General features: G+C 71.2%; 14 protein-coding genes. 3 read left to right on the top strand and 11 right to left on the bottom strand.

Features of this window, described 5'->3' with window-relative positions:
• Window positions 1-8 precede the first annotated feature (8 nt).
• From VFF97_RS05615 to VFF97_RS05600, 4 genes are all read right to left on the bottom strand, one after another.
• Window positions 9-1,382 (bottom strand): FAD-dependent oxidoreductase, encoded by a 1,374-nt coding sequence (locus VFF97_RS05615; protein WP_325032501.1) that lies wholly within the window; start codon window positions 1,380-1,382, stop codon window positions 9-11.
• 63 nt (window positions 1,383-1,445) lie between these two features.
• Window positions 1,446-2,501 carry a polyprenyl synthetase family protein gene (locus VFF97_RS05610; protein ID WP_325032500.1) on the bottom strand — a complete coding sequence of 352 codons (1,056 nt, stop codon included), beginning with the start codon at window positions 2,499-2,501 and terminating at the stop codon, window positions 1,446-1,448.
• Between the two features lie 9 nt (window positions 2,502-2,510).
• Window positions 2,511-3,269: a demethylmenaquinone methyltransferase gene (locus VFF97_RS05605; protein WP_325032499.1), complete on the bottom strand. Its 759-nt coding sequence runs from the start codon at window positions 3,267-3,269 to the stop codon at window positions 2,511-2,513.
• A 9-nt stretch (window positions 3,270-3,278) separates the two neighbouring features.
• Window positions 3,279-3,833 (bottom strand): DUF402 domain-containing protein, encoded by a 555-nt coding sequence (locus VFF97_RS05600; RefSeq protein ID WP_325032498.1) that lies wholly within the window; start codon window positions 3,831-3,833, stop codon window positions 3,279-3,281.
• A gap of 201 nt (window positions 3,834-4,034) precedes the next feature.
• Here VFF97_RS05600 and VFF97_RS05595 point away from each other — a divergent pair, with 201 nt between their 5' ends.
• Window positions 4,035-5,336 carry an isochorismate synthase gene (locus tag VFF97_RS05595; RefSeq protein ID WP_414684227.1) on the top strand — a complete coding sequence of 434 codons (1,302 nt, stop codon included), beginning with the start codon at window positions 4,035-4,037 and terminating at the stop codon, window positions 5,334-5,336.
• A gap of 51 nt (window positions 5,337-5,387) precedes the next feature.
• Here the strand turns inward: VFF97_RS05595 and VFF97_RS05590 are convergent, their stop codons facing one another.
• The 4 genes from VFF97_RS05590 to VFF97_RS05575 all read right to left on the bottom strand — a co-directional run bounded on the left by VFF97_RS05590 (window position 5,388) and on the right by VFF97_RS05575 (window position 8,707).
• Window positions 5,388-6,221 (bottom strand): ABC transporter permease, encoded by an 834-nt coding sequence (locus VFF97_RS05590; RefSeq protein WP_325032496.1) that lies wholly within the window; start codon window positions 6,219-6,221, stop codon window positions 5,388-5,390.
• Window positions 6,218-7,297: an ABC transporter ATP-binding protein gene (locus VFF97_RS05585; protein WP_325032495.1), complete on the bottom strand. Its 1,080-nt coding sequence runs from the start codon at window positions 7,295-7,297 to the stop codon at window positions 6,218-6,220. Before VFF97_RS05585 ends, VFF97_RS05590 begins: the two co-directional genes overlap by 4 nt.
• Before the next feature lie 158 nt (window positions 7,298-7,455).
• Window positions 7,456-8,358 carry a permease prefix domain 1-containing protein gene (locus tag VFF97_RS05580; RefSeq protein WP_325032494.1) on the bottom strand — a complete coding sequence of 301 codons (903 nt, stop codon included), beginning with the start codon at window positions 8,356-8,358 and terminating at the stop codon, window positions 7,456-7,458.
• Window positions 8,351-8,707, bottom strand: a complete 357-nt coding sequence (locus VFF97_RS05575; RefSeq protein WP_325032493.1) for a PadR family transcriptional regulator — start codon at window positions 8,705-8,707, stop codon at window positions 8,351-8,353. Before VFF97_RS05575 ends, VFF97_RS05580 begins: the two co-directional genes overlap by 8 nt.
• 84 nt (window positions 8,708-8,791) lie before the next feature.
• Between VFF97_RS05575 and VFF97_RS05570 the strand changes: the two genes are divergently transcribed.
• A complete protein-coding gene (locus tag VFF97_RS05570) occupies window positions 8,792-9,553 on the top strand; it encodes a class I SAM-dependent methyltransferase (RefSeq protein ID WP_325032492.1) in 762 nt (253 codons plus the stop codon).
• Between the two features lie 17 nt (window positions 9,554-9,570).
• Here the strand turns inward: VFF97_RS05570 and VFF97_RS05565 are convergent, their stop codons facing one another.
• The 3 genes from VFF97_RS05565 to VFF97_RS05555 are packed head-to-tail and all read right to left on the bottom strand — an operon-like array spanning window position 9,571 to window position 12,806.
• On the bottom strand, window positions 9,571-10,434 hold the full coding sequence (locus tag VFF97_RS05565) for a polyphosphate kinase 2 family protein (protein WP_325032491.1): 864 nt from the start codon (window positions 10,432-10,434) through the stop codon (window positions 9,571-9,573).
• A gap of 19 nt (window positions 10,435-10,453) precedes the next feature.
• A complete protein-coding gene (menD, locus tag VFF97_RS05560; RefSeq protein ID WP_325032490.1) occupies window positions 10,454-12,316 on the bottom strand; it encodes a 2-succinyl-5-enolpyruvyl-6-hydroxy-3-cyclohexene-1-carboxylic-acid synthase in 1,863 nt (620 codons plus the stop codon).
• Between the two features lies 1 nt (window position 12,317).
• Window positions 12,318-12,806, bottom strand: a complete 489-nt coding sequence (locus tag VFF97_RS05555) for a PLD nuclease N-terminal domain-containing protein (RefSeq protein WP_414684225.1) — start codon at window positions 12,804-12,806, stop codon at window positions 12,318-12,320.
• A 115-nt stretch (window positions 12,807-12,921) separates the two neighbouring features.
• On the opposite strand from VFF97_RS05555, the gene VFF97_RS05550 reads away from it, so the two are divergent.
• Entirely contained in the window at window positions 12,922-13,233 is a 312-nt protein-coding gene (locus VFF97_RS05550) for a DUF4229 domain-containing protein (RefSeq protein ID WP_325032488.1), read from the top strand.
• Window position 13,234 lies beyond the last annotated feature (1 nt).

Below are 13,234 nucleotides of genomic sequence, written 5' to 3'. Positions count from 1 at the left end.
GCCCGCGACTACTCGCCGCGAGAGATCTTCACCATCTCGTCGCGGGGCACGACCTTGATGCGCGCGCGCTCGTGCGGCTCGCCGAGGCCGATCTCGTGCGCGTCGAGCCGGTGCCAGCCCTCGAGATCGGTCCACGCGACGCCCCGCTCGGCGAGCAGGCGCGGGATCGCCTCTTCGGACGGGTCGACCGGCTGCCACCACGACCCCTGGTCGTTGATGAGGTGGCGGATCGTCTCCATCGCGTCGGACTTCGTGTGGCCGATGAGGCCCACCGGACCGCGCTTGATCCAGCCGGTGGCGTAGACGCCGGGGACGCGCTCATTGGAGTCCTTGCGCAGCACCTGACCCTCGTGGTTCGGGATGACGCCGTGACGCTTGTCGAACGGGACGCCGGGAAGCGGCGAGCCGAAGTAGCCGACCGCGCGATAGAGCGCCTGCACCTTGACCTCGCGCAGCTCGCCCGTGCCGACCACGCCGCCCTCGCCATCGGGACGGGTGCGCTCGTACACGAACGCGCACACGCGGCCCTCGTCGTCGGTCTTCACCTCGACCGGCTTCGCGTAGAAGTGCAGGTGCAGGCGGCGAGACGCCGTTCCGCCGGCGTTGTTGACCGACGGCCGCTGGCGCCACGACTGCAGCACGCGGTCGATCACCATGACCTGCTTGTTGCTCGCGATCGCGGCCTTCGAGGCCTCGTCGTAGTCGAAGTCCTCGTCGTACACGACCATGTCGACGTCGCGCAGCTCGCCCAGCTCACGCAGCTCGAGCGGCGTGAACTTCACCTGGGCGGGACCGCGGCGGCCGAACACGTGCACGTCGGTGACCTTCGAGGCCTTGAGCCCCGCGTAGACGTTGTCGGGGATCTCGGTGGGCAGCAGGTCGTCGGCGTGCTTGGCGAGCATGCGCGCGACGTCGAGCGCCACGTTGCCGTTGCCGATCACCGCGACCGACTCGGCGTCGAGCGACCACTCGCGCGGCACGTCGGGGTGGCCGTCGTACCAGCTCACGAAGTCGGCCGCGCCGAACGAGTTCTTCGCGTCGATCCCGGGGATGTTGAGCGACGCGTCGTGCACGGCACCCGTCGCGAAGATGACGGCGTTGTAGTGGCGCTTGAGGTCGTCGAGGGTGATGTCCTCGCCGAAGCGCACATTGCCGAAGATGCGGATGTCGCCGCGATCGAGCACCTCACGCAGCGCCGTGATGATGCCCTTGATGCGCGGGTGGTCGGGAGCCACGCCGTAGCGCACGAGCCCGTAAGGTGCGGGCAGCTGCTCGAAGAGGTCGATCGAGACGTCGAACTTGCGCTCGGCCTTCAGGAGGATGTCGGCGGCGTAGATTCCGGCGGGGCCGGCACCGACGATGGCCAGCCTGAGCTTGGTCATGGGGGTCCTTTCGAAGGGGCGCGGTCCTCGTGGGACCGGAGAGGGAGAGCGCGAATGCCGCGACTAGCTGGAGCGGTCGGCGACGGCCTGCGCGAACCGCGTGAGCGCTTCGCGCACGGGCCCGTCGGGCACGGGCGCCAGCGCCTGGATCGCGTCACGCGACCACGAGTTCGCCAGGTCGAGCGTAGCGGCGGTTGCTGAGTGATCTCGCAGGAGAGCCAGGTCGGCGTCGAGCAAGGCGGGGTCGGCGCCCTCGGCGATCGCCGCGACACCCTCGTCGATGCGGCTGCGCAGCGCACGCGACTCGTCGTCGTCGGCGCGGCCGAGCAGGAGGTACGGCATCGTGGGCACGCCCGCGCGCAGGTCGGTGCCGGGCACCTTGCCCGTTTCGCCGGGGTCGGGCGAGAGGTCGATCACGTCGTCGAGCAGCTGGAACGCGACGCCCGCCTTCTCGCCGAACACCGACAGAGGCTTCTGGAGCTCGGTGGGCGCGTTCGAGAAGATGACGCCCGATTCGGCGGCCGCCGCGATGAGCGAGCCGGTCTTGTCGGCGAGCACCTGCAGGTAGAACTCGACGGGGTCGTCGTCGGGCTGCGCGCCGACCGTCTCGTGCATCTGCCCCAGCACGAGTCGCTCGAACGTGTCGGCCTGGAGCCGGATGGCGCGCTCGCCGTTGCGGGCCATGAGCTGGCTCGCGCGCGAGAAGAGCAGGTCGCCGGTGAGGATCGCCACGTTGTTGCCCCACACCGCGTGCGCGCTCGGCACACCGCGGCGGCGGTCGGCGGCGTCCATGACGTCGTCGTGGTACAGCGATCCGAGGTGGGTCAGCTCGAGGGCCGTCGCCGCCTGGACGACCTCGTCGGTCGTGCCCTCGCCGAGCTGCGCGGTCAGCAGCGCCAGGATCGGGCGAATGCGCTTTCCGCCTGCGTCGTACAGGTAGCGGCTGGTCGCGTCGGCGAGCGCGTCCGAAACGCGCAGCTCCGTGCGCAGGCACTCGTCGACGCGCTCGAGCCCGGCGTCGACGGTCGCCATCAGCCGGCGGGACCTCGGGCCGGCGAAGATGCGGTCGGTGAGGCCCAGCTTGCTCGCGACACGCGAGCCCGGCGCTGAGGGGGTCACCGTTCCAGCCTAACGATCGCCGCGGGGCTTGACGCCGCGGTGCAGGGCGACGATGCCCAGTGAGAGGTTGCGGTACGCGACATCCGTCCAGCCCGCCTCGCGGATCCACGCAGCCAGCCGGCGTTGGTCGGGCCAGTCCTTGATCGATTCGTTCAGGTAGTCGTACGCGTCGGCGTTCGAGCTCACCGCCTTCGCGACCACGGGGAGCACGCGGTCGTTGTAGAAGCGGTAGAGCCCACGGAACGCCTTCGACGGCGGGTGCGAGAACTCGCAGATCACGAGCCTTCCGCCGGGCTTGGTCACGCGGAGCAGCTCTCGCAACGCCTTCTTCGGATCGTTCACGTTGCGCAGGCCGAACGACATCGTCACCGCGTCGAACTCGTCGTCGCCGAAGGGAAGGGCCGTGGCATCCGCTTCGACGAACGAGAGATTGCGGATGCCGCCACCCGGCGCATCCGGACCGTGCCGGCGCCGCCCCTCTGCGATCATGCCGGGCGAGAAGTCCGCCGCGACCACGTCGGCGCCGCTTCGGGCGAGCGACACGCTCGACGCCCCCGTGCCCGCCGCGAGATCGAGGATGCGCTCCCCGCGCTCGGGGGCGACGGCACGCGTCGTCGCGACGCGCCACATGCGGTCGTTGCCGAGGCTCAGCACGGTGTTGGTGCGGTCGTAGCCGCGCGCGACCTGGTCGAACATGCCGCTCACACGCGCCGGGTCTTTGTGCAGGTCGGCGCGGTTCGGCTGGTGCTCGGGTGTGTTCGCGGTCACCCGTCGAGTCTAGGCGGGCACGGCGGCCGCGAGTCTGTCGAGCCAACGCCGCGCGGTGGAGCGGTCGAACGGAGCGCCACCCTCACGCACGCGCTCCTCGAGGTCGACGGCGAGCGACTCGAGGTGCTCGACGACATCGAGCGGGTACCCGTATTCGACGCGGTGCTCGTCCCACTCGTCGCGGTCGTCGATGAACAGGCCGCGCTCGTCGGTGGCCCATACGACGTCGAGGTCCATGTCGATGCCGGTCGGCTCCGGACCCTCCCAGTGCACGTCCCACGCGAGGTCGATGTAGATGCGGTAGGTCGCGGGAGCGGCGTTGTGCGTGAGGGCGTAGTCGCCGCTCGCGGGAATGAGGGTCACATTCGGGCTGATGGCGGTCACGTCGCGGCCGGGGCGGTGGCTGCGCCATCCGGCGGGCTGCCCGAACCATTCGCCCCACTCGTCGCTGCCGAGATACACGCACTCGTGCACCCAGTGGGTCCCGCCGTTCCACTTGCGCCAGCGGAAGATCACGCGCGTGCCGGGTGCCGGCCGCTTCGCGGGGGTGGTCTGCGTGCTCACCGGGTCAGTCTAGGACCGGCGCCGAACGCGGGCCGTGGTCGACTACCGGTCGCGAAACGAGGAGATCCGCCGAGATGAGGGCGGATGCCGCGCACCAGACCTCACTCCGCGATATCCCCTCGCTTCGAGACCGAGACCCGGTCGCGTGCGACCCCGCCTCGGACAGTGGTGACCCGCTCGCCGACGTAGGCTGGAGGCGTGATCGACCCGCAGCGCCCACCGCGACTGGTGGTCGAGACCCGGGAGATCGATCCCGTCGAGGATCTGATCGCATACGCCGACCCGGCGGAGCCGCTCGCGTGGCTGCGCCGATCCGACGGGATCGTGGGATTCGGCGGCCTGGTCACGTGGCTCGAGCGCGGCGGCGACACCGCGCCCGCCGGGTTCGATCCCGACCGCGTGCCGCCGCCCGCGGAGACGTGGCGACTCCTCGCCTCCGAGGCCGAGATCGACGATCCGGTGGGGCTTGCCGGCACCGGCCTCGTCGCGTTCGGCGCGCTCGTGTTCGATCGCCGCTCGCACTCGTCGAGCCGGCTCGTCGTGCCGCGGGCGATCATCGGACGGCATCGCGGGCGCTCGTGGATCACGCGCATCCGGTGGGAGGGTGACGACCGCCCTGAGCCCGCGATCGAGCCCATCCCCTACGGTGCGTACTGGTCGGGCACGCTCGGCCCGGGCGCCCTCGACCCCGCGGGATATCAGGACGCCGTGCGCGCCGCCCTCGACGCGATCGCCGCCGGAGAGGTCGGCAAGGTGGTGCTCGCGCGCGATCTCGTCGGGACCATCCCGGCCGGCTCCGACCTCCGCCGCCTCGTGCGCGCCCTCGCGAACGACTACCCCGACACGTGGACGTACGCCGTCGACGGCCTCATCGGCGCGAGCCCGGAGACCCTCGTGACGGTGTCCGGCGGCGCCGTGACCGCTCGTGTGCTGGCCGGCACGATCCCGCGCGGAACGGATGCCGACGACGACGCCCACGCATCGGACGAGCTCGCGCACAGCGCCAAGAACATCGACGAGCACCGCTACGCCGTGCAGAGCGTGCTCGAGGCACTGCGTCCGCACACGAGCGCCCTGCGCGCCGACGACGAGCCCTTCACCCTCGAGCTCCCGAACCTGTGGCACCTCGCGACCGACGTCGCGGGCGAGCTGCACGACCACGCCTCGGCCCTCGACCTCGTCGACGCGCTGCACCCCACGGCGGCTGTCGCGGGAACACCGACGGATGCCGCGGTCGAGCTCATCCGTCGCCTCGAGCCTTTCGACCGCGGTCGCTACGCCGGCCCCGTGGGATGGGTCGACGCGGCGGGCGACGGCGAGTGGGCGATCGCGCTGCGCTGCGCGCAGATCGGGTCGGGACCCGTGCAGCGGCATGCGGAGTACAGCGACACGATCCCCGTCGTCGCGCACGCGGGCGCCGGCATCGTCGCGGGCAGCGACCCCGAGGCGGAGCTCATTGAGACGCGCGTGAAGTTCCGCCCGATCGTCGACGCGCTCGCCTGAACAGCAGAGGGTGCCGACCCGCCGACTGCGGATCGGCACCCCTCCTGCGTGTCAGATCGACCGCTGGTACGCGCGGATGGAGCGCACCGCCCACGTGAACGCGAGCGCGGCGAGCGCGACGAGGCCGGCGAGCTGAAGCCATGCGGCATCCGGATATTCGCCCGAGAGCCCGCCGCGGCCGAGCTCAACGGCCCACGTCATCGGGTTCCAGCGCGCGACGGCCGCGACCCAGTCCGGCAGGAGCGCGGACGGCATCATGGTCGTCGACAGGAACGTCGCAGGCAGGACGATCAGCTGCGACAGGCTGATGAGCGCGATCTGGTTGCGCGAGATGAGCGCGATCGCGGTCGACGCGCAGCAGAAGATCGTCGCGAGCAGCGTCGCGACGCCCAGGGCCACGAGCAGTCCGCCCACGCCGCCGGGGTAGCGCGCACCGCCGAGCCAGCCGATGCCGAGCACGACGAGCGACTGCACGACGTTCACGATGAGCTGCTGCGTGAGCTGTCCCGTGATGATCGCCGAGCGGCGGATCGGAGAGCTCAGGTACTGATCCATGACACCGGAGTTGATGTCGTCGATGTAGCCCGTTCCCGCCCATGCGCCGGAGTACAGCACCGTCATCATGAGGATCCCGGGCACGAGGTACGCGATGTACCCCCCGGTCCCCGAGCCCGCCGAAGGGGCGAACTGCGGAAGCTCGCCCAGCGAGCGGAACACCTGCCCGAACAGCAGGATCCAGATGATGGGCTGCACGAGGGACATCACGGGCCCCCATACCTGCCGAACGGTCACGATGAGCCAGCGCCGCAGCACCTGCCCGGTCTGGGTGAACCAGCCCGCGCGCGCGGGCCCGGCGGCGGTCGCGGGAATCGCGATCGTGGTCATGCCGCTTCTCCTTCCGTGGCGGCCGGCGCACCGCCGGTCCCTGAGCCTGTCCCACCGGTCCCCGCGCCTGTCCCACCGGTCCCTGAGCCTGTCGAAGGGTCGAACGTGTGCCCGACGAAGTGCAGATACACGTCGTCGAGTGACGGGTGCGACGCGGCGACCTGGCCGAACCGGATGCCGGCGGCATCGAGCGCGGCGATGACCGCGCCCACCGCGGCGGACGCGTCGTCGGTGCGGGCGGCGAGGACGCCGTCGACACCGGATGCCTCGACCACGACGTCCCGCAGGCCGCCGACCCGCGCGAGCGCCGCACGCACGGCGGCCGGGTCGGGCTCGATGAGCGACACGCGCACGGAGTCGCCGTGGAGCGCCGCCTTGAGGTCGGCGGGCGACCCCTGAACGACCGCGCGGCCGCGGTTCACGATGAGCAGCTCATCGGCGAGGCGGTCGGCCTCCTCCATGTAGTGCGTCGTGAGGACGACCGTGAGCGAGTCCTGGGCAGCCAGGCGCCTGATCTCGGCCCACATCGCGGCGCGGGCCTCGGGGTCGAGTCCGGTCGTGGGCTCGTCGAGGAACAGCACGCGCGGATGGTGCACGAGTGCCGCGGCGACGTCGAGCCGACGGCGCATGCCGCCGGAGAACGTCGACACGGGCCGCGCGGCCGCGTCGGCGAGACCGAAGTCGTCGAGCAGCCGCTTCGCGCGCGCCCGTGCGTCGGAGGGCGAGGCGCCGCGCATCCGTCCCGCGATCTCGAGGTTCTCGAGCGCGGTGAGGATCGGGTCTGTGCTCGACCCCTGCGACACGTAGCCGATCGCGGCCCGGACCGCGTCGGCCTCGCGGGCGACGTCGTGGCCGGCGACGCGCGCCGTGCCGCTCGTCGGTCGTGACAGCGTCGTGAGGATCTTCGTGGTCGTCGACTTGCCGGCGCCGTTCGGGCCGAGGAGGCCGAACACGCGACCTTCCGGGACCGTGAAGCTCAGGCCGTCGAGGGCGCGCACTCCGGGCTTGCGGCCACGGCCGCGGTACACCTTCACGAGGTTCTCGGCGACGATCGCCGGAGTGGTGTTTTCAGGCATGGCGAAGCATCCCTTCCTTCGGTTGAGGTTCCTGGAGGTACTCGGACGTTGAGCGAGGAGCGGAGTGACGAGACGAAACGCCCACGAGAGTCCGCTTCGTCTCGCTGCGCTCGCTCAGCGTCCGGGGTGGTGCTCCCTCGCTCAGCGTCCGGGGTGAATCAGCGTTTCTCGGACGCGAACAGCATCCGCGCGAGCACGAGCATCATGAGCGCGAAGCCTCCGATGAACGCGAGAGGCGTCCACCACCAGCCGACCGTGAAGATGAGCGCCACGATGACGCCGAAGGTCACGATCCAGATGACGGCGGTGTAGATGCCGAACCGCGCCGCGGTCTCGGGCTCGCGCTCGAACCGGTTGGGCGGCTCGGCCGCGACCATCTGGCGCGTCCACGCCTTGTGACGGTTGGTCTGGCTGGCCAGGAGGAACGCGAACAGGATGATCGACGCGATGATCCCGAGTGCGGCGAACACGATCCCCCACAAGGGCATCGAGCCGAGGGCGACGAGACCCGCGAACCCGAGCCCGAACGCCCCGAGCAGCGTGGCGAGGAAGTAGCCCGCCGCGCGGTTCTGCGGCATCGGGTGGTTCATCGTGGTCTCCTGCGACAGCGAGTCGCCGACGAGGAGCGCGAGTCCGGTCGAGGCGAACCCGAAGAGGCCGATCTGCGCGCCGAGCGGGATCGGCAGCACCCCGGTCGCACCGAGGATCCCGAGCGTGATGCCGACGACGGCGGCGATCGACCACACGACGGCACGCACGACGAAGCCGGGCTTCGGCTTCACGCGGTGGCGGCGCATGAGCTCGTCCCAGCCGCGGCGTGGGGCCGCGGCATCCGTCTCGGTCGCCGTGGCCGACTCGCCCACCAGTTCGCGAACATCGCCGAGCTCGGCGACCGCCCGCCGCGCCGCCTCTTCGGGTGAGACGCCTGACTCCTCCAGCTCAGCGGCGCGTGCGATCAGGTTCGCGCGCACCTCTTCCTTCAGGTCCTGCGTGTCGGGGGTCAGCTCGACGCCCGCGAAGGCCTCGTCGAGAAGTCGGTGGATGTGGAGGTTCTCAGTCATCAGCGGTGTCTTTCACGTCGAGGAGGGAGTCGATCACGCGGCGGGTGGCGACCCACGCTGCGACGTTGTCGCCGTAGACCGCCCGGCCCGCGTCGGTGATGCGGTAGTACTTGCGGCGGCCGCCCTGGGTCTCATCGCCCCAGTAGGACTCCACCAGGCCGTCCTTCTCGAGCCGGCGGTAGGTCGCGTAGAGAGTGGCTTCTTTGATCTCGTGCTCGCCGCCCGTCGCATCGCGGATGGTCTTGTAGATCTCGAAGCCGTACCGGTCGCCGCGACGCAGCACACCGAGCACGATCGTGTCGGTGTGGCCGCGCAGCAGGTCGGCCGAGAAGGCGTCGTCCTGTGTCATGGCAAGTACTGTATCACATCAAGTACTTGTCCACGCAAGTACTTTCCGATTCGCGATTGGCGCGAACCGGCCTACACTGCCGCCATGTCGTTCGACGCGGTGGCGGCAGAGGCTTACGACGGATTCATGGGCCGGTACTCGCGCCCGCTCGCCGAGGTGTTGGTCGAGTTCGCGCAGCTCTCCGAGACGGGCCGCGCCCTCGATGTCGGGTGCGGCACGGGCGCCCTCACGGAGGTGCTGGTCCGCCGGTTCGGACAGACCGAGGTCGCGGCGGTCGATCCGTCGCCGCAGTTCGTCGAGGCGACCGCGGCCCGATTCCACTGGGCCGACGTGCGGCACGGCACGGCTGAGGCACTCCCCTTCGACGACGACCTGTTCGACGCGACGCTCGCGGAGCTCGTCTTCCACTTCATGACCGATGCCGCAGCCGGCGCCCGCGAGATGGTGCGCGTCACGCGTCCCGGCGGCGTCGTCGCGGCGTGCGTGTGGGATCTCGAGAACGCGCGCGGCCCGTACTCGCCGTTCCTGCGCGCGGTCGAGGAGGTGACCGACAGGCGGCCGCCGGCCCCACGGCCCGGCACGAGCCGGGGAGATCTGGTCGACCTGTTCGCGGATGCGGGATGCCTGGACGTCGCGGAGAGCGAACTGATGGTCGAGGTCGAGCACCCCGATTTCGACGAGTGGTGGCAGCCGCACACGCTCGGGATCGGGTCGACGGCGGGGCAGCTCGCGGGATTCGACGACGACACCGTCGCAGCCGTACGCGAGCGTGCGCGTGAGCTGATCGGCGAAGGTCCGCTCCGCCTCTCGGCCACCGCATGGGCCGCGCGCGGGATCGTGCCTTAGGCCGTTCCGGGGCGGCGCTACGTCGCCGCCAGGCGCTTCTTCTCCTCGGCGATGTCGAACGTCGCGGCGGGCCATTGCGGGTCGATGTCTTCGAGCGCCTCCAGCAGCAGCGCCTGCACCGCGAGCCGCGCGTACCACTTGCGGTTCGCCGGGACCACGTGCCACGGGGCGTATTCGGTCGACGTGCGCTCCAACACCGTCTGGTACGCGCTCATGTAATGCGGCCACAGCGCGCGCTCGTCGACGTCGCCCGGGTTGTACTTCCAGTGCTTGTCGGCGCGGTCGAGCCGCTCCATGAGGCGCTCGCGCTGCTCTTCGTACGAGATGTGCAGCATGACCTTGATGATGCGGGTCCCGGCATCCGTCAATCGCTTCTCGAAGTCGTTGATCGCGCCGTACCGCCGCTCGATCTCCTCGGGCGGTGCGAGCTCGCGCACGCGCCCGATGAGCACATCCTCGTAGTGCGAGCGGTCGAAGACGCCGATGAAGCCGGGCTCGGGCACCCGTTTCTCGACACGCCACAGGAAGTCGTGCGCGAGCTCCTCGGGCGTCGGCTTCTTGAACGACGTGAGCGCGATGCCCTGCGGGTCGACCGAGCCGACGACGTGCCGGATGATGCCGCCCTTGCCCGCAGAGTCCATCGCCTGCAGCACGAGCAGCACCGAGGCATCCGTCGCGTCGACGCGGCTCTGCGCGTACAGGCGCTCCTGCAGCTCGCTCAGCTCTTCGGCGCCGGCGGCGAGGTCTTCGGCGGACTGCTCCTTGTCGCCGGAGTACCCGGGCGTGGCATCCGGATCGACGCCCGTGAGCACGAATCCCTCGCCGACCCGCAGGATCTCGCGGGCGTCGGCGTCCCAATAGCGCTGGCTCGTCGCTGTCATGGGTTCATACTGGCGTACGTCAGCGCTCGAGCGGCACCTCGATGAGCTGCCGTCCTCCCGCAGGCGCCGTGAGCACCTGATCCAGCGCCGACCGGGTCGTCACGCGGTGGTACTCCCAGCCGTACGCGAGCGCCAGATGCTCGAGGCGCACGCCGTGCGGCGTGTACAGCACGCGGTCCATCGCCTCGTCGCCCGCGACCGCCGCCACCTCGAGCCCGTCGAAGATCGTGCCGCCTCCGTCGTTGCCGACGATGACCTGGATGCGCGGCTCGTCCTCGTGCGGCGGCAGCAGCAGCGCGCCGACGTCGTGCAGCACGGCGAGGTCGCCGAGCAGCACGCGCGTGACACCCGGGCGCCCGCCCGCCTGACTCGCGAGCGCGATGCCGATGGCGGTCGCGACCGTACCGTCGATCCCCGCGAGTCCGCGGTTGGAGTGCACGGGCACGCGCTTGCCGCCGAGCACCGCATCCGCCACGCGCACGAGCCGCGACGACCCGAACACGAGCCGGTCGTGCGGCCACGTCGCACGCCACACCGCGTCGACGAGCGCGGGCCTGTCGATCGGAGCCCGCAGCACCTCGAGCTCCGACGAGATCGCCCCGAGCCGCTCGCTCGGCACGGTCGACGCGAGGCCGGCGGCATCCGGAGCAGGAGGAGACAGATCGACGGATGCTGCGCGCGACGCGCGCATCCACGCGCCCAGCCACTCGCGATCCGTCTCTCCGGTCGCGACCGCGACCTCGTCGATCGCGACGGTCGCGCCGTTGAGGTTGAGGGGCTCCCCCGGTCCGCGCACGGCGAGTACCTCGACATCGTCGCGCGCCAGGAGCGCGGCCGTCTCGCGCGCGAGGGTCGGATGCCCGAACACGACGACGCGCTCGACGCGACCGCCGAGCTCGGGGTCGGCCACGAGCGCGCGGTAGCCGTGCACGAGATTCCGCCCGAACCGCGCGCCGCTCACGATCTCGGCCACGAGGGGCCACCCGCCCGCGTGCGCGAGGGCCTCGGCATCCGGTCCGGCGTCGGCGCCGGCCAGCACGATCGTGCGACGTCCACGCTCGAGGACGAACGGGCCGTCGGGGTCGGGCGGGACGTCGGCTTCGCCGATGCCCCCGCCGCCCTGGTACAGCGCACCGGACGGCTCGTCGGCGAGGTCGGGGGCGACCGGCGCCGCGTCGAAGTCGACGTGCTCCTCGGTCGCGAGCTCGGCCGAGTGGACCGCGAGCCACGACGGAAGATCGCCGCCGAGCGGTTCCCGATACGGGAGGTTGAGGTGCACCGGCCCCGGCGAGCGCGTGCCGACGCCGAGCGCCGCATCGACCGCCTCGGCGGCGACCGCGCGCAGCATGGCGCTCTGCTCGGACGCTCCATCGGGATCGACGACGTCGGGCACGGGGAGGTCGGCCTCGTAACGCACGTTCGGCGAGTACATGCCGGGTTGCCGCGTGGTCTGGTTGGCGCCCACTCCGCGCAGTTCGGGCGGGCGGTCCGCCGTCAGCAGCAGGAGCGGCACGCCCGCGTGGTGCGCCTCGAGTGCGGCGGGGAGCAGATTCGCGGCGGCGGTGCCCGACGTGCAGACGACGGCCGCCGGCATCCGCGTCTCACGCCCGATCCCGAGCGCGGTGAACCCCGCGACCCGCTCGTCGATGCGCACATGCAGGCGGATCGCACCGCGGCGCTCGAGCTCCGCTGCGACGAGCGCGAGCGCCTGCGATCGAGAGCCGGGGCTCACCACGATATGGCGGATGCCCCGTTCGACGAGTGCTCCGACGAGGGCGGCTGCGGCATCCGTCGCCGGGGATTCGACCCCGCGTGTCGTCGCCGCGAGCGGATCGTCGCCGGGAGCGCCGGGCTCACCGACGGCTTCGGGGTCGTCGCTCACGTCAGGAGATCGCGCCGCGGTGGCCGCGCGGGTCGTCCTCGCCGTCGCCTGGGCGATCCGTCGGCCGCTCGACGGCGGGCTCGGTGCCGCGCGTCGGCGGGCTCGCGGCGGGCGGCTCTGCCGGCGGGGTGACCGGGGTGATCGGGGTGCTCCAGCGCGGGTCGTCGGCCTCGGCGTCGAGCTGCGCGAGCTCCTCTTCGAGGCGTCGGATGCGCTCGTCCTGGTCGGAGATCGAGCCGATGCGGCCCAGGAACTCCGGGTCGTCGTCGGGAGCGCGGGGCGCGACCATCTGCGACGCTCGCGCACGCCCGATCACGAACCACAGGATGCCGCCCAGCACAGGGAAGATCACGACGATGAGGATCCACACGGGCTTGCTCACACCGCGGTGCTTGGTCGGCGGCTGGATGGCGCAGTCGACGATGCTGTACACCCAGAACACGGCGGCCAGCAAAGCCCCGATCAGCAGCACCCTCGTCACGTCTTCCATCCTAGGCGCGCGGGGCCGGAAGTGGCCGGTCGTGATGGAACCGTCGTGAACCCCTCAGGCTCCGCCCAGCCTCCCGGCGACGGGTGGCCGGGGGCCGGCGAACTACGATGGAGGCATGCGAACGCGCTCCGTCCTCGTCTACACGGTGCTGCGCCTGCTCGCGTTCTTCGTGCCGTTCGGGATCTTCATGCTCATCCCGATCATGCGCGAGTACTACTGGCTGTCGGCGATCTTCGCCGCGCTCATCGGTCTGAGCCTCTCGATGATCTTCCTCCGCCGTCCCCTCGACGAGGTGACCACGGGTCTCGCCGAGCGCCGCGCGCGGTCGAAGGACGAGCGCTCCGACGAAGAGGTCGAAGACGGCGCGCTGCCCGGCCCCGACGCCGGATCGACGACGGATGCCGCGCAGGACCGTCCTCAGTCCTGAC

Source organism: Microbacterium sp. (assembly GCF_035687345.1).
Taxonomy (GTDB): Bacteria; Actinomycetota; Actinomycetes; order Actinomycetales; family Microbacteriaceae; genus Microbacterium.
The sequence above is the reverse complement of the archived record's forward strand: the minus strand, read 5'-3'. Positions and strand labels throughout refer to the sequence as shown.

Bases quoted from the DNA above. Each gene is read 5' to 3' on its own strand.
- VFF97_RS05615 (WP_325032501.1), bottom strand. From the start codon at position 1,382: ATGACCAAGCTCAGGCTGGCCATCGTCGGTGCCGGCCCCGCCGGAATC.
- VFF97_RS05590 (WP_325032496.1), bottom strand. From the start codon at position 6,221: ATGACCACGATCGCGATTCCCGCGACCGCCGCCGGGCCCGCGCGCGCG.
- VFF97_RS05585 (WP_325032495.1), bottom strand. From the start codon at position 7,297: ATGCCTGAAAACACCACTCCGGCGATCGTCGCCGAGAACCTCGTGAAG.
- VFF97_RS05580 (WP_325032494.1), bottom strand. From the start codon at position 8,358: ATGACTGAGAACCTCCACATCCACCGACTTCTCGACGAGGCCTTCGCG.
- VFF97_RS05575 (WP_325032493.1), bottom strand. From the start codon at position 8,707: ATGACACAGGACGACGCCTTCTCGGCCGACCTGCTGCGCGGCCACACC.
- VFF97_RS05570 (WP_325032492.1), top strand. From the start codon at position 8,792: ATGTCGTTCGACGCGGTGGCGGCAGAGGCTTACGACGGATTCATGGGC.
- VFF97_RS05565 (WP_325032491.1), bottom strand. From the start codon at position 10,434: ATGACAGCGACGAGCCAGCGCTATTGGGACGCCGACGCCCGCGAGATC.
- VFF97_RS05555 (WP_414684225.1), bottom strand. From the start codon at position 12,806: ATGGAAGACGTGACGAGGGTGCTGCTGATCGGGGCTTTGCTGGCCGCC.
- VFF97_RS05550 (WP_325032488.1), top strand. From the start codon at position 12,922: ATGCGAACGCGCTCCGTCCTCGTCTACACGGTGCTGCGCCTGCTCGCG.